22 protein-coding genes are annotated in these 25,835 nt (G+C 38.4%); all 22 read left to right on the top strand.

All coding sequences use genetic code 11. The features are described 5' to 3' along the window. Positions 1 to 12: 12 nt before the first annotated feature. The 22 genes from flhA to J2X07_RS05645 all read left to right on the top strand — a co-directional run bounded on the left by flhA (position 13) and on the right by J2X07_RS05645 (position 25,782). The gene (flhA, locus tag J2X07_RS05540; RefSeq protein ID WP_310257431.1) at positions 13 to 2,046 is read left to right on the top strand and encodes a flagellar biosynthesis protein FlhA; all 2,034 of its coding nucleotides are present in this window, start codon (positions 13 to 15) and stop codon (positions 2,044 to 2,046) included. Next, positions 2,046 to 3,167: a flagellar biosynthesis protein FlhF gene (gene flhF / locus J2X07_RS05545; RefSeq protein WP_310257432.1), complete on the top strand. Its 1,122-nt coding sequence runs from the start codon at positions 2,046 to 2,048 to the stop codon at positions 3,165 to 3,167. The genes flhA and flhF overlap by 1 nt, the downstream gene beginning before the upstream one ends. Beyond that, positions 3,160 to 4,017, top strand: a complete 858-nt coding sequence (locus J2X07_RS05550) for a MinD/ParA family protein (protein WP_310257433.1) — start codon at positions 3,160 to 3,162, stop codon at positions 4,015 to 4,017. The genes flhF and J2X07_RS05550 overlap by 8 nt, the downstream gene beginning before the upstream one ends. Positions 4,018 to 4,026: 9 nt before the next feature. After that, positions 4,027 to 5,070, top strand: a complete 1,044-nt coding sequence (locus J2X07_RS05555) for a protein-glutamate methylesterase/protein-glutamine glutaminase (protein WP_310257434.1) — start codon at positions 4,027 to 4,029, stop codon at positions 5,068 to 5,070. Positions 5,071 to 5,088: 18 nt separating this feature from the next. Further along, a complete protein-coding gene (locus J2X07_RS05560; protein WP_310257435.1) occupies positions 5,089 to 7,089 on the top strand; it encodes a chemotaxis protein CheA in 2,001 nt (666 codons plus the stop codon). 15 nt (positions 7,090 to 7,104) lie between these two features. After that, positions 7,105 to 7,575: a chemotaxis protein CheW gene (locus J2X07_RS05565; RefSeq protein WP_310257436.1), complete on the top strand. Its 471-nt coding sequence runs from the start codon at positions 7,105 to 7,107 to the stop codon at positions 7,573 to 7,575. Between the two features lies 1 nt (position 7,576). Beyond that, on the top strand, positions 7,577 to 8,206 hold the full coding sequence (locus J2X07_RS05570; protein ID WP_310257437.1) for a chemotaxis protein CheC: 630 nt from the start codon (positions 7,577 to 7,579) through the stop codon (positions 8,204 to 8,206). Then, entirely contained in the window at positions 8,203 to 8,691 is a 489-nt protein-coding gene (locus J2X07_RS05575; RefSeq protein ID WP_310257438.1) for a chemotaxis protein CheD, read from the top strand. The genes J2X07_RS05570 and J2X07_RS05575 overlap by 4 nt, the downstream gene beginning before the upstream one ends. A 31-nt stretch (positions 8,692 to 8,722) precedes the next feature. After that, a complete protein-coding gene (locus tag J2X07_RS05580) occupies positions 8,723 to 9,487 on the top strand; it encodes a FliA/WhiG family RNA polymerase sigma factor (RefSeq protein WP_310257439.1) in 765 nt (254 codons plus the stop codon). 14 nt (positions 9,488 to 9,501) lie between these two features. Next, a complete protein-coding gene (locus J2X07_RS05585; RefSeq protein WP_310257440.1) occupies positions 9,502 to 10,869 on the top strand; it encodes a DUF342 domain-containing protein in 1,368 nt (455 codons plus the stop codon). Positions 10,870 to 10,893: 24 nt separating this feature from the next. Further along, positions 10,894 to 11,169, top strand: a complete 276-nt coding sequence (locus J2X07_RS05590) for a hypothetical protein (protein WP_310257441.1) — start codon at positions 10,894 to 10,896, stop codon at positions 11,167 to 11,169. 10 nt (positions 11,170 to 11,179) lie between these two features. Further along, a complete protein-coding gene (locus J2X07_RS05595; RefSeq protein ID WP_310257442.1) occupies positions 11,180 to 11,599 on the top strand; it encodes a DUF6115 domain-containing protein in 420 nt (139 codons plus the stop codon). Positions 11,600 to 11,757: 158 nt separating this feature from the next. Further along, positions 11,758 to 12,483 (top strand): 30S ribosomal protein S2, encoded by a 726-nt coding sequence (gene rpsB, locus J2X07_RS05600; RefSeq protein WP_137789641.1) that lies wholly within the window; start codon positions 11,758 to 11,760, stop codon positions 12,481 to 12,483. Between the two features lie 290 nt (positions 12,484 to 12,773). Further along, a complete protein-coding gene (gene tsf, locus J2X07_RS05605; protein WP_310257443.1) occupies positions 12,774 to 13,652 on the top strand; it encodes a translation elongation factor Ts in 879 nt (292 codons plus the stop codon). Positions 13,653 to 13,954: 302 nt separating this feature from the next. After that, on the top strand, positions 13,955 to 14,680 hold the full coding sequence (gene pyrH, locus J2X07_RS05610; RefSeq protein WP_310257444.1) for a UMP kinase: 726 nt from the start codon (positions 13,955 to 13,957) through the stop codon (positions 14,678 to 14,680). A gap of 35 nt (positions 14,681 to 14,715) precedes the next feature. Further along, positions 14,716 to 15,237: a ribosome recycling factor gene (frr, locus tag J2X07_RS05615; protein ID WP_396193885.1), complete on the top strand. Its 522-nt coding sequence runs from the start codon at positions 14,716 to 14,718 to the stop codon at positions 15,235 to 15,237. A 197-nt stretch (positions 15,238 to 15,434) separates the two neighbouring features. After that, positions 15,435 to 16,193, top strand: a complete 759-nt coding sequence (locus tag J2X07_RS05620) for an isoprenyl transferase (protein WP_310257446.1) — start codon at positions 15,435 to 15,437, stop codon at positions 16,191 to 16,193. A 9-nt stretch (positions 16,194 to 16,202) separates the two neighbouring features. Further along, positions 16,203 to 16,991: a phosphatidate cytidylyltransferase gene (locus tag J2X07_RS05625; RefSeq protein ID WP_310257447.1), complete on the top strand. Its 789-nt coding sequence runs from the start codon at positions 16,203 to 16,205 to the stop codon at positions 16,989 to 16,991. A 16-nt stretch (positions 16,992 to 17,007) separates the two neighbouring features. Beyond that, a complete protein-coding gene (gene dxr, locus J2X07_RS05630) occupies positions 17,008 to 18,168 on the top strand; it encodes a 1-deoxy-D-xylulose-5-phosphate reductoisomerase (RefSeq protein ID WP_310257449.1) in 1,161 nt (386 codons plus the stop codon). Positions 18,169 to 18,173: 5 nt separating this feature from the next. Further along, positions 18,174 to 19,436 carry an RIP metalloprotease RseP gene (gene rseP, locus J2X07_RS05635; RefSeq protein WP_310257450.1) on the top strand — a complete coding sequence of 421 codons (1,263 nt, stop codon included), beginning with the start codon at positions 18,174 to 18,176 and terminating at the stop codon, positions 19,434 to 19,436. Positions 19,437 to 19,463: 27 nt separating this feature from the next. Beyond that, complete coding sequence (locus tag J2X07_RS05640; RefSeq protein WP_310257452.1) at positions 19,464 to 21,173, top strand: proline--tRNA ligase; 1,710 nt, start codon at positions 19,464 to 19,466, stop codon at positions 21,171 to 21,173. Positions 21,174 to 21,483: 310 nt separating this feature from the next. Further along, a complete protein-coding gene (locus J2X07_RS05645) occupies positions 21,484 to 25,782 on the top strand; it encodes a PolC-type DNA polymerase III (protein WP_310257453.1) in 4,299 nt (1,432 codons plus the stop codon). Positions 25,783 to 25,835 lie beyond the last annotated feature (53 nt).

Genomic DNA, 25,835 nt, shown 5'->3' on the forward strand with positions numbered 1-25,835 from the left:
GAGAGAATACAGATGAAAGCTAGAGACATAAGTGTTTTGGCTGGTGTAATTTTAATCATTGCCATGCTCGTCATACCGATGCCGACTTTTATGTTGGACTTTTTAATCATAATAAATATATCTCTGGCGTTATTAATTATTTTAATTGCCATGAACACTACAAAGCCTCTTGAATTTTCTATATTCCCTTCCTTGCTTTTGCTCGTGACGCTATTTAGGCTGGGACTGAATGTTTCTACTACTAGAAGCATCCTTTCAAATGGTAAAGCGGGTAATGTGGTACATACCTTTGGCGAGTTCGTTGTACAAGGAAATATTCTTGTTGGAATAGTTGTGTTTTTTATACTTGTCATTATTCAATTTATCGTAATAACAAAAGGATCTGAACGTGTATCTGAGGTTGCTGCAAGGTTTACTCTTGATGCGATGCCTGGTAAACAGATGAGCATTGATGCTGATCTCAATGCCGGTATGATCTCAGATCGGGAAGCGAAAGAAAGACGTGAAACCATTGAGCGTGAAGCTGATTTTTATGGTGCGATGGATGGTGCCAGTAAATTCGTAAAAGGGGACGCGATTGCAGGTATTATTATTGTCCTGATCAACATGCTATTCGGAATTATTATTGGGATGGTTCAGATGGGCTACAGCTTTAGTGAGAGTGCAGAAACGTTCACACGATTAACAGTCGGTGATGGATTAGTTTCTCAAATACCTGCCCTCATTATCTCTACAGCAACAGGTATTATCGTTACGCGTGCAGCTTCAGAAGGAAACCTTGGATATGATATCAGCAAGCAGCTTATGGCTTATCCAATCATGTTATTTGTAGCTGGCGGTACGATTATTATGCTTGGACTTTTTACTCCCATTAATGATTTCTTTACGATAACCGTCGGAGGATTGCTTGCAATTGGCGGATATCTCCTAATCAAATCAGAACGTGAACAAAAAGAAAGAGAAGAAGTGGTCGAGGAAGATATACAGACAGAACAGCTGAAAAGTCCAGAATCAGTGGTTAACCTTCTGCAGATAGACCCAATTGAATTCGAATTTGGCTACAGCTTAATACCGCTTGCAGATACATCACAAGGCGGAGATCTTCTCGACAGAATCGTCATGATAAGAAGGCAGCTGGCACTAGAGCTTGGGATGATTGTACCGGTAGTTCGGATCCGGGATAACATTCAGCTGCAGCCTAATGAGTATAGAATAAAAATCAAAGGCAGTCAGGTAGCTAAAGGCGAACTGCTGCTCGATCACTATTTAGCAATGAGTCCTGGAATTGAAGATGAGGAGATTCAAGGTATTGAAACAGTAGAACCGGCATTTGGATTACCGGCGATATGGATTGGCGAAGAAATGAAAGAGCGGGCAGAATTTTCAGGTTATACCGTTGTAGATCCGCCGTCAGTCGTCTCCACTCATTTAACTGAAATAATTAAAAAGCATGCCCATGAATTAATAGGACGTCAGGAAACCAAACAATTAGTTGATCATTTAAAAGAAACATATCCCGCTATTGTGGAGGAAGTTACTCCAGAGGCGCTGACGATTGGAGAAGTTCAAAAGGTATTATCTAAGCTTTTAAAAGAACGAATTTCCATACGAAATCTTGCAGTTATTTTTGAAACGATGGCTGATTTTGCGAGAATGACGAAAGACACTGATCTCCTAACGGAATATGTAAGACAAGGATTGTCCAGACAAATATCCAAGAGCTATACAGTGGAAAATGAGCCTCTTCATGTTATTACTTTAGGAGGTTCCGTGGAAAAGAGAATAGCCGATTCTGTTCAGCAAACGGAACATGGCAACTATCTATCACTTGATCCACATGACTCGCAAATGATTTTTGACAGCATAACAAGAGAACTTGAAACAGGACGAAGCATCGATCAATCACTCGTAATATTATGTTCTCCTGCTGTGAGAATGTACGTGAGGCAGCTGATCGAACGATACTTGCCAGATGTTCCGGTATTGTCATATAACGAATTGGAACCGGAATTAGAAGTTAAAAGTGTAGGGGTGGTGAATATTTAATGAAAGTAAAAAAGTACTCAGCGACAAATCTCCCAGAAGCTATGAAATTAGTGAGGGCGGACCTCGGAAGCGGAGCGGTCATCTTAAATACGAGAGAAGTGCAGGTGGGAGGCTTCCTGGGATTTTTCACTAAAAAGAACGTTGAAGTTTTTGCTGGGCTTGATCAGGACGTCGAATATGGAACAGCTAGAAAAGCAGCCATACCTGATCAAAAACCACCGCCTGCTGAAAAACCACAAAATTTAGAGCTGACTCAAGAGATTCGCCAGCTAAAAAAAATGGTGCAAACATTAGGCAATCAAAACAAAGAACGTAATGAGCTTCCTGAATTGATTGAACAATGGCGTTCCTATTTAATCGAGCAAGAAGTAGATGCAAGTTTAATAGAAGAGCTTATTGACGTAATGAATAAAAAATTTGAATCGTTTGATCATGAAGAGGCAGAAAAATACGACTGGAATAAATGGTTGACAGATTGGCTAAGCGCCCGAATGAAGAAAAGTGACTTTGGCGGATTTCAATATGAAACAAAATTTTTAAATTTGATCGGACCTACTGGTGTAGGGAAAACGACGACGATTGCTAAAATTGGAGCTAAAGCCGTGTTAAAGGACGGTAAAAAAGTCGCTTTTATAACAACCGATACATACAGGATAGCTGCAATTGAACAGCTCAAAACCTATGCGGAGATCTTGAACATTCCATGTGAAATTGCATATACAGCTGATGATTTTAGAAAAGCAAAAGAAAAGTTTGCAAATTATGATTTAGTTCTTGTTGATTCTGCTGGAAGGAATTTTTTAAATCGCTTTTATGTAGAAGAACTTCAAAGTATTGTGAATTTTGATAAAGATATGAAAAACTATCTTGTCTTATCATTGACCTCTAAATATAAAGATATGGAGACCATCTACAACCAGTTTAATAGTCTACCTATTGATAAAGTCATTTTCACAAAAAGAGATGAAACGACTACCTTTGGATCAATCGTAAATCTAGCTATTATTCACGGGGTATCACTAGGATATATTACGAATGGTCAAAATGTTCCAGATGATATGTATGAGGCAGACGCAGAAGATATCATTCGTAATTTCTTAAAGGAAAAGCGAAATGATTGATCAAGCAGAGAGTTTACGAAAACAATTATTAGATGCGGAAACTGACGGAGCAAGGGTACTTGCTGTAGTGAGCGGAAAAGGCGGAGTGGGAAAAACAAACATTACCGTCAATCTAGCTCTTTCCTTAATAAAACTCGGTAAAAAAGTTCTTGTACTGGATTTAGATGTAGGAATGGGAAATGTTGATCTCATATTAGGCAGAAAAGCTAAGCATCACATCATGAATATGATGGAAAATAAGCTGTCTGTCTGGGAAATCATTGAAGAAGGAAAAGAAGGTCTTCATACCATCGCAGGAGGGAGAAACTTTACCTCTTTAGTCAACATAACCGATGATATGCTGAATCATTTTGTAAAACAGCTAGAAGAACTCGGCAGGTTCTATGATTTTATCTTTTTAGATATGGGTGCAGGCGTGACAGATACGGCATTGAAGTTTATCCTATCCAGTCATGAAATACTTGTGATTGCAACTCCTGAGATTACATCCATAACAGATGCCTATTCCATGATGAAATTTATTTATTCTAAAGATAAAGAATTGCCTTTCTACCTTGCAGTAAATCGATGCGAAAATGAACGAGAAGGTCAGGAAACTTCAGCAAAATTAAAAAATGTTTGTAAACAGTTTTTACAGAAAGAACTTGTATGCCTTGGGACGATTCCTATGGATCCTGCGGTGTTGGAATCAGTAAAAAGACAGACGCCTTTTACATTAAATAAACCTTATTCCAAAGCGTCACAATCCGTTTTAGAGCTTGCGAGAACTTTTGCAGGTTTTTCAAAAGAGCAAAAAGCATCCTATACATCTTTTATCACAAGGTTAAAGTCATTCTTTACTGAGAGGTAGGGAGCCATATTGAAGCAATTATCTGTTCTTGTAGTCGATGATTCTGCTTTTATGAGAAAGCTCATTAAAGACTTTTTAAATGAAGATCCCAGAATCACTGTATTGGACACAGCACGAAACGGCGAGGAAGCGGTAACAAAAATAATGCAATTAAAGCCTGATGTTGTAACGATGGATGTCGAAATGCCGGTATTAAATGGCATCGAAGCCGTAAAAGAGATTATGAAATGCTATCCAGTTCCTATCATTATGCTCTCTAGTACAACAAAGGCTGGGGCAGAAAATACAATACTTGCCATGGAAGCAGGTGCTTTAGACTTCATTTCTAAGCCTTCAGGAGCAATCTCACTGGATTTACATAAAGTGAAATCTGAATTAATTGAAAAAGTAATCGCCGTTTCAAAAATGAAAATAAAATTAAATAAACCGATGTCAAAACCAAGTTTACGAAAGCATGAAAAAAAGGTACCAAATAAAAATGAAATTCCGAAACTCGTATTAATTGGCACTTCTACAGGAGGACCGCGGGCACTTCAGGAAGTAATTACAAAATGGCCAGCAGATTTTAAAGCACCGGTGGTTATTGTGCAGCATATGCCGCCTGGTTTTACAGAGTCATTAGCGAATCGATTAAATTCACTTTCAAGTGTGAATGTAAAAGAAGCTGAACAAGATGACGTACTTACAGCTGGGACGGCCTATATTGCTCCCGGGGGTTTCCATTTAAGGCTCATACAAAAAGCGGGAAAGACAATGGTGTCATTAGACAAAGAGCCTCCTGTCGGCGGACATAGACCAGCTGTAAATGTTCTTTTTGAAAGTGCATCAAAAATAAAAAACATTGAAAAGATCGCAGTGATATTAACTGGTATGGGTTCAGATGGAACACATGGACTAATAAAACTTAAAGAGTCTGGAGAGGCAGTTGCCATTGCAGAAGCTGAGGAATCATGCATTGTCTATGGAATGCCTAAATCTGCAGTATTGACTAAAAAAGTAGATGAGGTTATCCATCTTCATTCAATTGCTGCAGCTATACAAAATTATTTGTGATACGGGAGGGATATTGAAATGGAAATGACACAGTATCTTGATATTTTTATCGAGGAAAGCAAGGAACATTTACAATCGATCAACCAACAAGTGTTATTGCTTGAAAAATCACCTGAGGAATTAACAATTGTTAATGAAATTTTCCGTTCTGCACATACGTTAAAAGGAATGTCTGCAACGATGGGGTATGAAGATCTTGCAAATTTGACGCATTGTATGGAAAACGTTTTAGATGCGATTCGCAACAAAAAAATTAATGTAACAACTGATGTCCTTGATGTGCTTTTTGCCTCACTCGACCACTTAGAAGCAATGGTGTTAACGGTTTCTGAAGGAGGTTCAGGAAAACGTGACGTTTCTGAAACTGTACTTCAATTAGAAGCGCTTGAAAATGGACAAACACTTCATTCGAATGCAATAAATAAAACATCAACGGAGATAACATTATCTGATTCATATGACCAATATGAAAGACAAATTATTCTTCAATCAAAAGAACAAGGGTTTCATGCGTATGAAGTGAAAATTAGCCTTCGTAAGGATTGTATATTAAAAGCTGCGAGAGTTTACATGATCTTTGAAGTACTCGAGCAGATCGGTGAGATAATAAAGACGTTGCCTTCAGTAGAAATGCTCGAACAAGAACAATTTGATAACCATTTTGAAATTTCCTTTTTAACAAAAGAAAAAAGTGAAGAAGTGAAAGAAAGAATATTGAAAGTTTCAGAGGTTGATCATGTTTTCATCTCAGAAATTAATGGGGTTGAGAACCAAAAAGAGCCAATTGATTCTTTAGATCCTAAATCAGCCGTGTCAAATGTCCAGAAGAAGGAAGTTACAAAAGATGAATCAACTGGTACTCAAGCAAGCAGCAACAAAACAATACGAGTAAATATTGAGAGACTCGACCAGCTCATGAACTTATTTGAAGAACTTGTCATCGATAGAGGAAGATTAGAAGAAATTTCAAAAAGCCTAAAGAATCCTGACTTAAATGAAACAGTTGAAAGGATGGCACGAGTTTCCGGTGATCTGCAAAGCATTATCTTAACGATGAGAATGGTTCCGGTTGAAACTGTATTTAACCGTTTTCCAAGGATGGTACGGGGACTTTCAAAAGACTTGCAGAAAAAGGTGAATCTTGAAATCATTGGTGCGGAAACTGAACTTGACCGTACAGTTATTGACGAAATAGGAGATCCGCTCGTACATCTGCTTAGAAACTCGATTGACCATGGAATTGAGATGCCTTCTGTCAGACAATCATCAGGAAAAGATGAAACTGGAACCATATACTTAAGAGCGTATCATAGCGGAAATCATGTCTTCATTGAAATAGAGGATGATGGAGGCGGCATTAATAAACAAAGAGTAGTGGAGAAAGCATTAGAAAATGGCATTATCACAAAAGAAATGTCAGAAAATTTAACCGATAAACAGTGTTTTGAATTATTATTCGCTTCTGGATTTTCTACTGCTGAAGTGATTTCTGATATATCAGGTCGTGGAGTAGGCTTGGATGTAGTAAAAAACAAGATAGAATCGTTAGGTGGATCAATAACGGTAGATTCTACTCCTGGATATGGAACAGTCTTTTCTATTCAGCTGCCACTAACGTTATCGATCATGTCAGTCATGCTTATTGAGGTACAAAAGGAAAAGTATGCGATCCCGCTTTCTTCAATAATTGAAACAGCGATTATTAAAAAAGAGGAAATCCTTACTGCGCATAACCAGAAAGTAATCGATTTTAGAGGTAAAGTAGTTCCATTAGTTTTCTTAAAAGAAATCTTTGAAGTACCTTCAATGCTAGGTGAAAGCAGCCACTTGCCTGTTGTGGTCGTAAAAAAAGGTGATAAGATGGCTGCACTCGTTGTTGATTCATTCATTGGTCAACAGGAAATCGTTCTGAAATCGCTTGGTGAATATTTAACTTCAGTTTTTGCCATTTCAGGAGCTACGATTTTAGGTGACGGTCAAGCGGCTTTAATTTTAGATTGCAATGCGCTTATTAAATAACGAGGAGTCGATAACATGTCAGAAACGAATGATTTAAAAGTCATTGTTTTTCAATTAAAAGATGAAGAATATGCAGTACCCGTTCAGGATGTAAAATCTATTGAAAGAATGCAGCACATCACCAGAATTCCAAGAACGGCTCCTTTTATCAAAGGGGTTATCAATTTAAGAGGCATTGTCACACCTATTATCGATTTAAGATCACGTTTTGAAATGGAAGAAATGGGCTATACGGATTCAACTCGAATCATTATTGTTTCTGTTGGAAAGATCGAAGCAGGATTGATTGTGGATGCTGCCAACGATGTAATTGACTTAAGTGCAGATTCAATTGAAGCTCCGCCAGAAGTAGTTGGCGGCGTTGATGCAGAGTATATCAAGAGTGTTGCGAAAGTAAATAAACGGCTTCTCGTTTTATTGGACCTTAATAAAGTGCTTAATCCAGACAAGCTCGAAGAAATAAATCCGATAGAAAGAAGCAGGTAGAATGGATTTTACAAAAATTAAACCGATTCATTTGGATATACTGCGTGAAATTGGAAATATAGGAGCAGGACACGCCGCAACCGCTTTATCTACTTTGTTAAATAAAGCGGTTGATATGAAAGTGCCTTCCGTAGAAGTGATTTCTTTTGATGAAATAACGGAAATGGTTGGCGGTTCTGAAAATATTGTTGCTTCTGTTTTTTTGAGAATCATAGGAGAAGCACCAGGGTGTATGTTTTTTATGCTTCCTATTAAACAAGCTGAACAGCTGCTTTTCGATATTTTTGGCGGACAGGATATAGATCTCGACGATCGTTTTACGTCAGAAATGTCTCTATCTGCGCTGCAGGAAATCGGAAATATTTTATCAGGTTCTTATTTAACTGCATTTTCTGATTTTACAAAATTAAATTTGCAGCCCTCGGTTCCTGCAACAAGTATAGATATGGCAGGTGCGATTCTTAGCTTTGGATTATTCGAAATCTCCACTGTAAGTGATTTTGCTATTGTAATAGATACGGCATTTGTTGACATGAAAAACGAAGATGAAGTAAAAGGACACTTTTTTTTACTGCCAGATCCAGATTCGTTCGAAAAAATCTTTAAATCATTAGGAGTTCCATTGGCATGAGTAACATTGTAAAAGTAGGGATCGCTGAATTAGATCTCGTGGTACCTCCTGACACGATTAGAACGACAGGACTCGGCTCCTGTGTTGGAGTTATTCTATATGACGAAATAAAAAAAATTGCTGGGCTGGCACATGTTATGCTGCCAGATTCAACTTTGGCAAAAGCTGCATCTATTAATATAGGCAAGTACGCAGATACTGCGATCACATCGTTATATGACATGCTCATAAAAAGAGGGGCAATCAAAAGGAATATGAAAGCAAAAATCGCCGGAGGAGCACAAATGTTTCAATTTTCTTCCGGCAGCGAAATGATGAGAATCGGACCGAGGAATGTTGAAAGCGTAAAATCACAGTTAGCTGACTTAGGTATCCCTATAATGGCAAGTGATGTTGGCGGTTCGAGCGGCAGAACGATTGAATTTAATCCTGAGAGTACGGAATTGTCAATCAAAACTGTTAACATGGGAACTAAAATTCTGTAAATGGTTAAAAAGAAAAAATAGGAGGATTACCATGACGGAGCCATCTTTAGTAGAAGAACAATCTTGCTGGGAAAAATGGAACAAGAGCCGTGATCGTGAAGCAGGTGATGTACTGCTTCGTGCATATATGCCCCTTGTTAATTATCATGTACAGCGAATATCGGTAGGACTGCCTAAAAGCGTCAATAAAGATGAGCTTCGTTCACTCGGGATGCTCGGATTATATGATGCATTAAAGAAATTTGAGCCAGAGCGCGATTTGAAGTTTGATACATACGCTTCTTTTAGAATAAGGGGGGCTATACTTGATGGACTTCGAAGAGAGGATTGGCTGCCTCGCAGTATGAGAGAAAAGACTAAAAAGGTAGAAGCGGCTATTGAAAGATTAGAGCAGCAAAACCTCCGTACGGTTAGTCCAAAAGAAGTTGCAGAGGAAATAGGTTTTACTGAAAATGAAGTCACTTCTGTCATGTCTGAAAGTTTTCTTGCGAATGTATTATCGATCGATGAGGAGAATAAGGAAACCGATAGCCGTGAAAAAGTATCTTATACAATTGAAGATAAAAAGGTAATGACACCTGAGAACAGTCTTTTGCAAGAAGAGCTCCACAAGGAACTTGCAAGTGTCATTAAAGAACTATCTGAGAAAGAACAGCTCGTTGTAAGCTTGTTCTACTACGAAGAGTTAACATTAACAGAAATCGGACAAGTTCTTGGTTTATCCACTTCAAGAATTTCGCAAATTCACTCAAAAGCATTGTTTAGAATCAGACAGGTTCTTAAACGTTATATGTAAGGGGTTAAGGGGAAATGGATCAGTGGTTCAATATCAATACAAAAGACGAAGAAACAAAGGCGATTCTGTTTAAAAAAGAAAATGCTGATTTTGCTGAACTCGATATTACATTAGATAAACTAACAAAATGGTTAAAAGAAAAAAATATTTTGCACGGAATACGAACAGAAGTTCTTTATCAATTGATACAAAACATAGAAAATATTCATTTTCCAGTCGTGATTGCACAAGGGATACTTCCCGTCAATGGGACTTCCGCAGAGCTAATACCATTGATTGGCCAAGAAACTGCTATTGCAAGCGATAATAATGACAAAATTGACTTTAAAAGACTGTTTACAATTCCAACTGTTACATCTGGGCAGCTGATCGCACGCAAGAAAAATGCTACTGAAGGAAAACCAGGTATTTCAGTTTATGGAAAACCGATTCCTGCACAAAAAGGAAAAGAGATACGTATTAAAAATGGAGAAAATACGGTTTTTAATACTGAGGATTTAGGAATATATGCAACTGTAGACGGAGAAGTGAGTTTTCAAGCTCATTACGTAAACGTTTATCCTGTCTATAAAGTAAACGGCGACCTTTCATTAAAAACGGACCATATTAACTTTGTCGGCAATGTACACGTAACAGGCAATGTCCCTTCAGGCTTTAAAATACAGGCGATGGGCGATGTCCGCATAGAAGGTCTTGTAGAAGCTGCTGAAATTAGTACTCCAGGATCGATCGTAATCGCTGGCGGTGTTTTAGGCCGCGGTAACGGGTTAATTCGGTGCGGGGGAAACTTCACTAGTCTATATGTTACCCAGGGAGTAATAATAGCTGGAGAAAGTATTACAGTGGCACAATCTATCCTGTACAGCCATTGTGAAGCAGGAAATAAGATTACTTGCTTAACAGGTAAAGGAAATGTTTCTGGCGGTACAATTAAAGCTGGTAATCAGATCAGCGCAAATGAAATTGGAAATGAAACGTATTCAAAAACGTTTATATATATAGATCAGAAAGAAATAAATAATGAACCATTCATTGAATTGGAGCTGAAAATAAATGAGGCAGAGAAAACACTTGATAAACTTCAGCGATTAAAAGATGCAATGGTAAGACAAACAGCTCAAGAAAAAGCATCGAGTCAGTCAACAATCAACAGAATTGAAATAAGTCTGAATCAAACGGCAGAGCAGCTTTCCCTGTTAAAATGTGAAAAAAACAATCTAATAACTCAAAAACAGGAAGAATCATCTCAAATCATCGTTAAAGGAACCCTGTATCCCAATGTAGAAATTGGTATTGGAAAGTATAAACGAAAAGTACAGTCCCCTTTTCAATCTGCAAAAGTGTTTATGAAAGAAAAGGAAATCGTCATACATTCTTTATAATGCGGTAATGAGGACGTGATACTCGTGAGTTTAAAATTGATTGAACTTCAAGTGGCAATCCCGCGAACTATGGACGCTGCAAAAACAGCGAACGAACTCGCACAAAGAGGACTTCTTCAGCAATTTCATACAACCGAATCCAACCGTAAAAACGCTCATTTGGATTCAAAGAGGGTAACAGAAAATGAGAAAACAGACCAAAGCAGATTTCATAAAAACAGTCAGGATAATCGTAAAGGCAACATTACATATGAAAACAAGCATCCGTTCAAGGGCGTAAATATCGATTATTCAGGATAGGTGATCCCAGATGAGTACTTTTATTTTTATCAGCATACTGCTCCACATAACTTCTCTTTATTTAATATTTATATTGTGGAAAAAGAGTGAGCAAACTAAGGACAGTTCACTTCATGAACAAGAAATACAAGATTTAGAAATGCTATTAGAAGAGTTCTCACTGCAAATGAAAGACGAGAATGAACAGCTTAAACACTTGATCTTATCCTACCAAAATAATCTTAATTCAAAACAAAAGACTGAGGCTCATATTTCGTCAAATAACGAATCTGAATCATCCGCTTTACTTGGTAATGAGAAGATTGAGAATGAAACGGATACAAATGAAGTGTTATTATTGTCCAAACAAGGGTTTACCTCAACTGAAATTGCAAAGAAGTTAAATCGCGGAAAGGGAGAAATTGAACTTCTTTTAAGATTTTATACGTAAACGCTTAATAAGGACTTGCGGAAAGACCGCGAAATATGTTATATTATTTCTCGGTGTTAATCACACACGTTTGTGGATTTAAGCAATGTGGTGCTGCTTACTAGCAGTTGTTGCTTGAAGCTGAAACAAACGGAGGAAAAAAACCAGGAGGTGCCATTATGGCAGTAATTTCAATGAAACAATTGTTAGAAGCTGGTGTACACTTTGGTCATCAGACTCGCCGTTGGAATCCGAAAATGTCTCGTTACATTTTCACAGAAAGAAACGGTATCTACATTATCGATCTTCAAAAGACGGTAAAGAAAGTAGAAGAATGCTACAATGTTATGCGTAACATCGCAGCAGACGGCGGAAAGATTCTTTTCGTTGGTACTAAAAAGCAAGCTCAAGATTCAGTTAAGGAAGAAGCTGAACGTTCAGACATGTACTACATCAACCAACGCTGGTTAGGTGGAACTTTGACTAACTTCGGTACAATCCGCAAGCGTATCAACCGTTTGAAGGATCTTGAAAAAATGCAGGAAGATGGTACTTTTGAAGTGCTTCCTAAGAAAGAAGTAATCCTTCTTAAAAAAGAAATGGATCGTCTTGAAAAATTCTTAGGCGGAATTAAAGATATGAACAAGCTTCCAGATGCTTTATTCGTAGTTGACCCTCGTAAAGAGCGTATTGCGATTGCTGAAGCTCGTAAATTAAACATTCCGATCATTGCTATCGTTGATACGAACTGTGACCCGGATGAAGTTGATCACGTTATCCCTGGTAACGATGACGCAATCCGCGCAGTTAAACTTCTTACTGGTAAAATGGCTGACGCTATCATCGAAGCTAACCAAGGTGGAGAAGAAGTAGCAGAAGCAGCTGAAGAAGAAACAACTGCTTAATTAATTTAATGGAATGCACAAGGGTGGTAGAGGGGATGACCCTTTATCACCCTTTTTAATGTAAAAGCTCGTTGCTTATGGTTTTTTTACCGTTTCGTTGACAAGTTGATGGGAGTGCAAGGGTGCACAGACGAAAAGCGGAAGTGGCTAGACAGGTGAGACTCCAGCAGGCTCACTGCACGCCCCGCGGAAAGCGAGCAACCTGGAATGGAAATCAACTACTTTCTAAAGCAACTTGTTAAAACAGCCTATTGAAAAAGTACTACATATCACACAAGGAGGCAAAAATCATGGCTATTACAGCACAAATGGTTAAAGAATTGCGTGAAAAAACAGGCGCAGGTATGATGGATTGTAAAAAAGCATTAACTGAAACTGACGGAAACATGGAGCAAGCAGTTGATTATCTTCGTGAAAAAGGAATCGCTAAAGCTGCTAAAAAAGCAGACCGTATCGCTGCTGAAGGATTAACTTCAGTTATAGTTGACGGTAACAAAGCGGTAATTCTTGAAGTTAACTCTGAAACAGATTTCGTTGCTAAAAACGAAAACTTCAAAAACCTGATCGCAGAACTTGGGGAGCACATCCTAGCTACAGAGCCAGCTTCTGTTGAAGATGCATTAGCATCAGAATACAAAGGTACAACAGTTAATGACTACATTAACAGTGCGATTGCAAAAATTGGGGAGAAATTAACTCTTCGTCGTTTTGAAATCATGAAAAAAGACGAAAATGCAGCTTTCGGTGCATACCTTCACATGGGTGGAAGAATTGGTGTTCTTTCAGTTGTTGAAGGAACTACAGATGAGAGTGTTGCTAAAGATGTAGCAATGCATGCTGCTGCAGTTAACCCTAAATATATCTCTCGTGATCAAGTGAGTGAAGACGAAGTTGCACGTGAGCGCAAAGTATTGACTGAGCAAGCTCTTAATGAAGGCAAGCCAGAAAATATCGTTGCTAAAATGGTTGAAGGACGTCTTGGAAAATACTTCGAAGATATTTGTATGAATGATCAATCTTTCATCAAAGACCCAGACCAAAAAGTTGGAAAGTATGTAGCTTCCAAAGGTGCTACTGTTAAAGCCTTCGTTCGTTTTGAAGTTGGAGAAGGTCTTGAAAAGCGTGAAGACAACTTCGCTGAAGAAGTTATGTCTCAAGTGAAAAAGTAAGCACAAGTATGAAAAAAGGGGAGCACGATGTGTTTCCCTTTTTTTTACGAGAAATATATAATGAATTAATTAAAATGTACTAAGCACGAAATTATGGAATCAGCCGTGTTTTCTTTTAAATGGCTGATTTCTATAAATTGTTTTTTTCAATAAGTGAAGCAGCATTGAAAAATTGGTTGATTGGAGAGCAAGGTGCGAGACTCCAGCGGAAAGCGAGCATCCTGAAACGGAAATCAACCACTTACAAGCAACGAGGTTTAAACTGTCAAAAAGAAAAACATTTTAAGGTGATGGAGGGACAAATGACTACTTCAAAATATAAACGAGTCGTCTTGAAATTAAGCGGAGAAGCTTTAGCAGGTGAACAAACATCAGGTATCGATGCAAAGATTGTTCAATCTATAGCTGAGCAAGTGAAAGAAATAGTTGAATTGGACGTAGAAGTTGCTGTAGTCGTAGGTGGCGGAAACCTTTGGCGCGGTAAAACCGGCAGTGAAATGGGTATGGATCGTGCATCCGCTGATTACATGGGAATGCTTGCTACTGTTATGAATTCATTAGCACTTCAAGACAGTCTCGAAAATATCGGGGTTCAAACAAGAGTACAAACTTCTATAGAAATGCGTCAGGTTGCTGAACCTTACATCAGAAGAAAAGCCATTCGTCACCTAGAAAAAAAACGTGTGGTAATTTTTGCTGCAGGTACTGGAAATCCATATTTCTCTACAGATACTACTGCAGCACTAAGAGCAGCTGAAATTGAAGCAGAAGTTATTTTGATGGCAAAAAACAATGTTGATGGAGTTTATTCCGCAGATCCAAAGATTGATGAAAACGCAGTTAAGTATACTACATTGTCTTATCTTGATCTTCTAAAAGATGGATTGGCAGTTATGGATACAACCGCTTCTTCACTTTGTATGGATAATGATATTCCGTTAGTGGTGTTTTCCATTATGGAAGAAGGAAATATTAAACGTGCAGTAGCTGGTGAAAAAATTGGAACAGTTATAAGGGGGAGAAACTAGTGGCAAAGGAAGTTTTAACTCAAGCAGAAGAAAAGATGCAAAAAGCGATTGGTTCATTAAGACGTGAATACTCAACGCTTCGTGCAGGCAGAGCAAATCCTTCATTGTTGGACAGAGTACAAGTAGATTATTACGGTACACCAACTCCTATTAATCAATTAGCGGGTGTAACAACACCAGAAGCAAGATTATTGGTTATTCAGCCTTATGATAAAACAGCAATGGGTGATATTGAAAAGGCAATCCTGAAATCTGATCTTGGACTTACACCTTCAAATGACGGTCAAGTCATTCGTATTGCTATTCCGGCGTTAACTGAAGAAAGAAGAAAAGATCTAGTTAAGCTTGTTAAGAAGTTTGCTGAAGAAGCAAAGGTAGCTCTTCGTAACATTCGCCGTGATGCTAACGACGATTTAAAAAAGCTTGAAAAAGAAGCTGAGATTACAGAAGATGAACTTCGCCGTTATAATGATGATGTTCAAAAACTTACTGACAAATATACTTCAGAAGTTGATTCTGTAAGTTCAAATAAAGAAAAAGAAATCATGGAAGTATAAAGCTTTTCCATGTACAATTAAATAAAAAAAGCCCTCTATAAAGGGGGCTTTTTTATTAGACACAATATCGCCTGGATGATAAGAAAAACGTATTGAAAGAATCAGGTGATATAGGCAATAAAGAGACAGATCGGGCTGATCGATGCAATCGGCCAGCTGGGTTTCTTTATGAAGTCTGGAAAGATGGAGGCTTATACATGCTTGACAAGCTTTTCTTTAGAAAAAAAAGTCATGAACAAAAATGGGATATAAATGATAATATTCCATCACATGTGGCAATAATTATGGATGGAAACGGGCGTTGGGCAAAAAAGAGGGCAATGCCTAGAATTGCTGGTCATCATGAAGGAATGAAGACTGTAAAAAAAATCGTTAAAGAAGCAAATCAGATTGGAATTAAAGTGCTCACTCTCTATGCGTTTTCTACCGAGAACTGGAAGAGACCACGAGAAGAAGTAGACTTTCTTATGAAACTTCCTGGAGAATTTTTAAGCACATTTTTACCGGATTTGATTAAAGAAAATGTACAAGTGAGAATTATGGGCAAGAAAGAATTGCTTCCTATTCATACGATAAAAGCTGTGGATCAAGCTATTCATAAGACAAGCGAAAACACAGGTATGATCTTAAATTTCGCTTTAAATTACGGCAGCCGCGATGAAATAACTGAAGCAGTCAGAGCAATCGCTTCTGAAATAAAAAGCGGAACGATAGATCCATCTCAAATTAACGAATCAACCATTGAAAGATACCTAATGACAAGTGAATTAAGAGATCCGGATCTTCTAATTCGAACAAGCGGAGAAATACGCTTAAGTAATTTTATGCTTTGGCAGCTTGCCTATTCGGAATTTTGGTTTACAGATGTACTATGGCCCGATTTTTCAGAGGATCATTTAAGACAAGCTGTATCAGAGTATGCACAGCGCGGCAGAAGATACGGCGGTTTAAAATAAGGAGGACTTATGAAACAACGGATTATTACAGGTGTGATCGCTGCCGTTTTGTTTATCGGAATCACACTCTTCGGGAGCTGGCCATTTTCTCTGCTTATTCTCCTCCTTGCTGGGATTGGGATATATGAGCTTTTAAGAATGAAAGGCATGCAAAGATCTTTTGTTGGAATAATTGGATATCTATTAGCTATTTTTCTAGCTTTGCCTGAAGAATGGATGGAGTATTTTAAACCATTCTCGAAAATAGAAGCAATTATACTTTCCGTTCTTATTTTATTAGTTATAACGGTTGTCCGTAAAAATGAAACAGAATATAATCATATTTCTTTTGTATTATTCAGTGCAGTTTATGTCGGATTCGGGTTTTACTACTTAGCTGAAACGAGACTGTTAGAAAACGGGACACAGCTGCTGTTTTTTATTCTTTTTATGATTTGGGCTACTGATTCTGGAGCCTACTTTGTAGGTAAATCCATGGGAAAACGAAAACTATGGCCGATTATTTCTCCGAATAAAACGATAGAAGGAGCGGTCGGAGGTATATTTTTCAGTATAATTGTTGCTTTGATTTGCTACTTTACAAGCTTCGTGGATTTATCACTGGCATCGATACTGGCCATTTCCGTCTTAGTTGGAATTTTTGGTCAAATTGGTGATCTCGCTGAGTCCGCTTATAAACGAATTTATGATGTAAAGGATTCTGGAAACCTTCTTCCAGGTCATGGCGGTATACTGGACAGACTGGATAGTGCATTATTTGTATTTCCGTTATTACATGTGCTTCATTTGTTAGGATAAGCTTAAGGGGGATAATATGAAATCTATCAGTTTATTAGGCGCTACTGGTTCTATAGGACAGCAAACACTTGATGTTATTGCTTCAAATCCACAAGCCTTTAAGCTAAGTGCTATGTCTGTAGGCAGAAACATTGAAGCTGCTGAAGAGATCATACAGAAATTCAATCCGGAGATTTGTGCAGTTCAATTGGAAGAGGACGCTAAAACACTGCGTTCACGCATAAATAATTCAGGAACGAAGATCGTTTCTGGTATGGACGGACTAATAGAAGCTGCTGTGTCAACGGATTCCTCAATCGTTGTGAATGCGGTAATCGGGAGTGTAGGGCTGCTTCCAACTTTAAAGGCAATAGAAGCGAAAAAGACGATTGCATTGGCAAATAAAGAAACGCTTGTAACTGCTGGCCACTTAGTAATGGAAAAAGCAAAACAGCATCAAGTTGCTATTCTTCCAGTTGATTCTGAGCATTCAGCCATTTATCAATGTTTAAATGGAGAAAATATTGATGATGTTGAAAAGTTAATCTTAACAGCATCAGGCGGAAGCTTCAGAGATAAAACGAGGGAAGAATTAAAAAATGTTACAGTAAAAGAAGCACTGAACCATCCGAATTGGTCAATGGGTGCGAAAATCACGATCGATTCCGCCACAATGATGAACAAAGGGCTGGAAGTGATTGAGGCTCATTGGCTATTTTCGTTCGATTATTCTAAAATAGACGTCATTTTACATAAGGAAAGTATCATACACTCTATGGTAGAGTTTGCTGATACAAGCATCATTGCTCACTTAGGACAACCAGATATGCGCGTGCCGATTCAATATGCGCTTACACATCCAGAGAGACTTGAATTGGTTAACGGTAAAAGGTTAAACTTATGGGAAGTTGGGAAACTGCATTTTCAAAAAATGGATTATGACCGTTTCAGATGTTTAAAACTGGCTTTTGAAGCAGGAAATATGGGCGGATTAATGCCGACTGTGCTGAATGCTGCAAATGAAAAAGCAGTAGAGTTGTTTTTAAATGGTCATATAACATTTCTTGAAATAGAGGAACTGATTGAACGTGCTATGCTTCAAGCGGTAAATGTCAACAAACCAGAATTGGATGCAATTCAAGAAACAGACAAAAGGACTCGTCATTTTGTAGAGTCACTATTAAACAAAGGCAGGTAATGGAAATGAACACTGTGATAGCCATTATCATCATTTTAGGGGCTTTGATTTTCTTTCATGAATTAGGACACCTTTTACTGGCGAAAAGAGCTGGTATTTTGTGCCGCGAATTTGCAATTGGATTTGGCCCGAAAGTGTTCGCGTTCAAAAAAGGGGAAACCGTTTATACTATTCGGCTATTGCCGCTTGGCGGATTCGTACGTATGGCTGGGGAGGACCCTGAAGGCATTGAATTAAAGGCAGGTCACAGAGTTGGATTGATTTTCAACAATGCCAATGAAGTCGAAAAAATAATTGTGAATCATCGGGAAAAATACCCTGTTCAAAAGACGATCACGCTAGAAAAAGCTGATCTTGAACATGATTTAACATTGACGGGTTTTGAAAATGAAGAAGCGGGTTTATCGACTTATAAAGTAAAAGAAGATGCGCTATTTGTAGCAGACCACCAAGAAATGCAAATTGCTCCGTATAATCGTCAATTCGGTTCAAAAACAATCATGCAGAGAACATTAGCGATTTTTGCAGGACCGTTAATGAACTTTTTGCTTGCTTTCATTATTTTAGTTGCATTTTCACTTATGCAAGGAATTCCTACAAACGAGTCCCGACTCGGCACACTTCAAGAGAATGCTGCTGCTGATAAAGCAGGACTTCAAAAAGGGGATAAAGTGGTTGCAATACAAGGGGATAAAATGGATGACTGGAAAGAACTTGTTTCTGTCATTCAGCAAAATCCAGGTGAAAAATTGATGTTTACGATCGTGCGTAATGGCAAAGAAAAAGTTGTACCGATCACTTTGGGATCACGTAAAGGTGCCGGGGATCAAAATGAAGGATTTATTGGTGCACATCCTTATACTGAATCATCTGTACTTGGTTCTATACAATATGGTGCAAAGCAAACGTGGTTCATGACTACGGCAATATTTACCGGGATAAGTGAACTTATTACAGGCCAGCATGGAATTGAACAATTATCCGGACCTTTAGGAATATATGAATATACAGACCAAGCAGCAAAAGCAGGTATTTTTATGCTTCTGCAATGGGCTGCGATCTTAAGTATTAACTTGGGTATTTTCAATTTGCTGCCGCTTCCGGCACTTGATGGCGGGAGATTGTTGTTCTTAGGTGTTGAAGCGCTAAGAGGCAAGCCGATTGATCCGCAAAAAGAAGGATTAGTTCATTTTATTGGTTTTGCGTTTTTGATGCTTTTAATGCTCGTTGTTACTTGGAATGACATACAGAAAATTTTTCTTAGCTAAAACAGGGTTATTTGAGGAGAAGAGATTATGAGACAAAGTCAGTTGTTTTTGCCAACGTTAAGAGAAGTGCCTGCAGATGCTGATGTTAAAAGTCACCAAATGCTTTTGAGAGCAGGTTTTATTAGACAGAATGCTGCAGGGATCTATTCTTTTTTGCCACTTGGTAAAAAAGTGCTGCATAAAATAGAAAATATCGTACGTGAAGAAATGAATCGTGCTGGTTCACAAGAAATGATGATGCCAGCACTGCAGCTTGCTGATCTATGGCAAGAAAGCGGAAGATGGTATAGCTATGGACCGGAACTGATGAGACTAAAAGACCGGCATGAAAGGGATTTTGCTCTTGGAGCGACTCATGAAGAAGTTATTACGAGTATTATCCGTGACGAAGTAAAATCATATAAAAAACTGCCATTAAATCTTTATCAAATTCAAACAAAGTTCAGAGATGAAAAGCGTCCACGTTTTGGTCTCTTGCGCGGCAGGGAGTTTATTATGAAAGATGCGTACTCCTTCCATGATAAACAGGAAAGCCTGGATGAAACCTATGAAATCATGAAGGATGCCTATTCTGCTATTTTTAGCCGCTGTGGATTAAACTTCCGTGCAGTATTGGCTGATTCAGGTTCAATCGGCGGTAAAGATAATCATGAGTTTATGGTTCTATCTGAAATCGGGGAAGATTTAATCGCCTATTCTACGGATTCCGACTTTGCAGCAAACATTGAAATGGCTCCTGTATTACTGCAAGAAAGTGCATCTTCTGAAAATCCGAAAGAGATCGAAAAAGTTGATACGAAGGATGCCAAAACGATTGAAGAGCTTTCTGCTTTCTTAAATACACCGGCTTCAAAAATTATTAAATCTTTGCTTTATTTAGCTGATGGACAACCTGTACTTGTTTTAGTGCGCGGTGATCATGAAGTAAATGAAATCAAATTGAAAAATGTATTGTCAGCAGAGGAAGTGTCACTTGCTTCTGAAGAAGATGCAGTAAAATGGTTAAATACAAAGCCAGGTTCAATCGGTCCCGTTTCTGTTGTTAAAGACGTAAAAATTATTGCTGATCAAGCAATCCCGTTGATGGTTAACTCTGTTTGCGGTGCAAATGAAGAAGGCTATCATTATATAAACGTCAATGCAGAAAACGATTTTGATATTCATCAGACAGAAGATCTTCGGTTTGTTGTGGAAGGTGACCGATCACCAGATGGAAAAGGAACGATTGTTTTTGCGAAAGGAATTGAAGTAGGACACGTCTTTAAACTTGGTAAAGTATATAGTGAACCTATGAAAGCTTCCTATTTAGACGAAAACGGGAAAAATCAAATCATGACAATGGGCTGTTATGGTATAGGTGTTTCGAGAACCCTTGCTGCTGTAGCAGAAGAAAACAATGATGAAAAAGGATTGATTTGGCCGCTTGCTCTCTCGCCATTTGATATTCATTTAATCGCTGTGAACAGCAAAAACGCGGAACAATTGTCTTTATCTGAAGAATTATATGAAAAGTTGAAAAACGAAGGCTACGATTGTTTATATGATGACCGAAATGAGCGTGCTGGAGTAAAATTCACAGATAGTGATTTAATTGGAGTCCCGATTCGTGTTATGGTAGGTAAGAAAGCTGGAGAAGGAATAGTAGAAGTTAAGATTCGCAAAAACGGCGAACTGCTTGAAGTGCCTGTATCTGAACTTTCCGAAGTATTGAAAAGGGAATACGAAAAGCTAGCTTAGTATGAAATAAGGTGCCTCATTACCTGGGGTACCTTTAGCTATGTAATTTAATCTGTTTTTTAGATAATGTTGCTTTTTATTCTCTTTTAGTGACTTCTTTGACAGTTGATTGGAGTAAAAGGTGCGAGACTCCTGCAGGATCAGCGGGACAGGTGAGACCCTTTAGGCGCAATGTGCCAGGGAGGCTCACCGCAAGCCTTGCGGAAAGCGAGCAACTGGAACGGAAATCAGCTTCTTCCAAAAGCAACAATGAATACGAAAACAGTCTAATTTAAAGAACGTTTTTATTCTCTTGAAAAAGGAGGTACTTATGAGCGGAGAGATTCAAATAAGAAAAGAAAGACTTTCGCTTCTTTTAGAACAGCTGGGGATACCAGAGGATATGAAAAGCGAATTTTTAGATGGCACAATCGAAAGACTTACAATAGATAAAGGGAACCGCAGCTGGCATTTCTCAATCGGTTTGGTACGGCCGCTTTCTGCAGTTGTTTACGCCTGGTTTCAATCAAGTTTGCTTCAAACTTTCAATCATATTGCGCAAGTCTCCTTCTCATTGCAAACCGATGGGAAATTCCACTCAGAGGATATACTTGCTTACTGGCCGCTATGCAAGGAAAGAATTGGTGAGAAAGCCATACCAAGCTTAGCAGGATTGCTTTCAAGTCAGGAGCCGGTAACCGAAGGGAATTTCTTATTTTTAACTGTGAGAAATGAAGCAGAGGAAGCACTCGTCCACCGTAAATTAGGACCGATTATCAAGGAAATGTATAATCAATTCGGTTTTCATTCGGTTGTACTAAAGACCGAAATCAAGCACTCTGAAGAAGATTATCAAAAGTTTATCGAACAAAGAAAGCAAGAAGATCAACATAAAGTGATGGAGGCTCTTGTAGAGAAAGAAAAAGCAGCCAAAAGAACGGATGGACCTGCAGCAAAAACTGATATTATGATTGGATATTCGATCAAGGATGAACCTGTTCCGATTCAGACCATTCAAGATGAAGAACGAAGAATTACGATACAAGGCTATGTGTTTCATTCTGAAACTCGTGAGCTTCGAAGCGGACGCACATTACTAACTTTTAAGATAACAGATTACACCGATTCTCTCCTTATTAAAATCTTTTCTCGTGATAAAGAAGATATTCCGATTCTCCAAGGGATTCAAAAAGGAATGTGGGTAAAAGTACGCGGAGGAATTCAAAATGATACCTTTGTAAGAGATCTTGTCATGATAGCGAATGATATCAATGAGATTAAGCCTGAGACACGAAAAGATTTAACAGAAGAGAATAAGAAAAGGGTAGAACTTCACCTCCATACCCCAATGAGTCAGATGGATGCAACATCAACTGTATCTTCATTAGTATCACAAGCAAAAAAATGGGGGCATCCAGCAATTGCAATCACCGATCATGCGGGTGTTCAATCATTCCCAGAAGCTTATTCTGCGGGAAAGAAAAATGATATTAAGATTCTTTACGGAGTCGAGGTCAATCTTGTAGATGATGGAGTACCGATTGCCTATAATGAAGCACCAAGAAAACTAACGGATGAAACTTATATTGTTTTTGATGTTGAAACGACAGGCTTGTCAGCCGTTTATAATAAAATCATTGAACTTGCAGCAGTAAAAATACGCGGCGGAGAAATAGTGGACAAGTTCGAATCATTTGCTAATCCGCATGAATCGTTATCTCAAACTACGATTGAATTAACGGGTATTACAGATGATATGGTTGAAAACGCACCGGAAATTGATGAAGTTATCCGCGATTTCCACCGTTTTATGGGTGATGATATTCTTGTAGCCCATAATGCAAGCTTCGATATGGGCTTTTTAAATGAAGGCTTGAGAAAAATAGGTTTTGAAGAAGCAAAGAATCCTGTAATAGATACGTTAGAATTAGCTAGATTCTTACTTCCGCAATTAAAGAATCATAGACTTAATACGTTATGTAAAAGATATGATATTGAGCTGGTTCAGCATCACCGAGCGATTTATGATGCAGAAGCCACTGCCTACCTATTATGGAAGCTCTTAAAAGAAACGTTTGAAAAAGAAATATTTTATCATGATCGTCTAAACGATAACATGGGACAAGGCGGTTTCCAGCGTTCCCGTCCTTCACATTGTATTTTATTGGCTGCTTCTCAAACAGGATTGAAAAATCTTTACAGACTCGTTTCTGAATCCCATCTTTCGTATTTTTACAGAACTCCTCGTATACCAAGATCGCGTTTAAGTAAGCTTCGAGAAGGAATACTCGTTGGTTCTGCTTGCGACAAAGGTGAGGTTTTTGAAGGTATGATGCAAAAACCGATGGAAGAGGTAGAAAAGATTGCTTCATTTTATGATTACTTAGAGATTCAGCCTCCTAGCAATTATTATCACCTTATTGAAAAGGAACTTGTTCAGGATGAGATGAACTTAAGAGAGATCTTAGGTAATATTGTTAAACTAGGTGAAAAACTAGATAAACCAGTTGTTGCTACAGGTAATGTTCATTACTTAAATCCGGAAGATGCGATTTATCGGAAAATTTTAATCTCGTCTCAAGGAGGAGCGAATCCGCTCAATAGACAAACACTTCCTGAGGTGCATTTTAGAACGACTGATGAAATGCTGGATTTGTTCGCATTCCTGGGAGAAGAAACAGCTGAAAAAGTAGTGATTGAAAACACAAATCAGATTGCTGATTCCATAGCAGATATTAAGCCGATACCAGATGACCTCTATACGCCAAAAATTGAAGGGGCAGACGAGGAAATCCGCTCTATGAGTTATAACATGGCTAGAAGCATCTATGGAGAAGATCTGCCCGAACTCGTAGAAAAGAGACTTGAAAAAGAATTAACAAGTATAATAGGGCACGGATTTGCAGTTATCTATTTGATCTCACATAAACTCGTAAAAAAATCATTAATCGACGGCTACTTGGTTGGTTCACGTGGATCAGTAGGTTCATCCTTTGTAGCAACGATGACCGAAATAACGGAAGTAAATCCTCTTCCTCCGCACTATGTGTGTCCAAGCTGTAAGGAATCCCATTTCTTTAACGATGGTTCAGTTGGTTCCGGCTTTGACTTGCCTGATAAAGAATGTCCGGCATGCGGTGTTTTATATAAAAAGGATGGGCAGGACATTCCTTTTGAAACGTTCCTTGGATTTAAAGGGGATAAAGTACCGGATATTGACTTGAACTTCTCTGGGGAATACCAGCCTAGAGCGCATAATTATACGAAAGAACTCTTTGGAGAAGAGTATGTATACCGGGCAGGAACGATTGGAACTGTTGCCGAAAAAACAGCTTACGGATATGTTAAAGGATATGCAAGCGACCATAACTTGACGATTCGTTCGGCTGAAGTTGACCGCTTAGTATCAGGCTGTACGGGTGTGAAAAGGACAACAGGCCAGCATCCGGGCGGAATTATTGTAGTACCGGACTATATGGATATTTACGATTTTTGTCCTGTTCAATATCCTGCAGATGACAGTTCATCAGAATGGAAAACAACACATTTTGATTTCCATTCCATTCACGATAATTTGCTTAAGCTCGATATTTTAGGCCATGATGATCCGACTGTTATTCGTATGCTTCAAGATTTGAGCGGTATCGATCCGAAGACAATACCAGCATCAGACACTGAAGTTATGAAGATATTTTCAGGACCTGAAGTTTTAGGTGTTACAGAAGAACAGATTTTATGTAAAACCGGAACTCTTGGCATACCAGAATTCGGTACAAAGTTTGTTAGACAGATGCTAGAAGAAACGAAGCCGAGTACTTTTTCTGAACTCGTACAGATATCAGGTCTTTCGCATGGTACAGATGTATGGCTTAATAATGCCAATGAACTCATTGCAAATGGAACGTGTGTGCTAAAAGATGTTATCGGCTGCCGTGATGACATCATGGTTTATCTGATCTATAAAGGCCTAGATCCTTCACTTGCGTTCAAAATTATGGAAAGCGTACGTAAAGGAAAGGGACTTCCTGATGAATGGATCGAAGAGATGAAGAATAATGATGTGCCTGACTGGTATATTGGATCTTGTTTGAAGATTAAATACATGTTCCCAAAAGCCCATGCAGCTGCATATGTGTTAATGGCTGTGCGAATTGCTTACTTTAAGGTCCATTATCCCATCTTTTTCTATGCAGCCTATTTCACTGTACGAGCAGATGATTTTGACATTGAAGCAATGATCCGAGGTTCTAAAGCGATCCGTACTAAGATTGAAGAAATTTCTGCTAAGGGTTTGGATGCTTCTACGAAGGAAAAGAATTTGCAGACCGTACTCGAACTCGGTTTAGAGATGTGTGAAAGAGGTCTTTCATTCCAAAAAATTGATCTTTACCGCTCAAGTGCATCAGAATTTCTTGTAGAAGGCGACACACTTATACCTCCATTTAATTCAATAGCAGGTCTAGGTACAAATGCGGCCCTTAATATCGTTAAAGCAAGAGAAGATGGAGAGTTTCTTTCGAAAGAAGATTTACAGCAGCGCGCTAAATTATCAAAAACGATTATTGAATATTTAGATGATCAAGGATGTCTGGAAGGACTCCCGGATGCCAACCAATTATCGCTCTTTTAGACGTTTCTCTATACAGGCATAAAGTTGCAGTATTTTATTGGTTATGGTATAGT

It is taken from the genome of Fictibacillus barbaricus (assembly GCF_031457135.1).
Taxonomy (GTDB): Bacteria; Bacillota; Bacilli; order Bacillales; family Fictibacillaceae; genus Fictibacillus; species Fictibacillus barbaricus_A.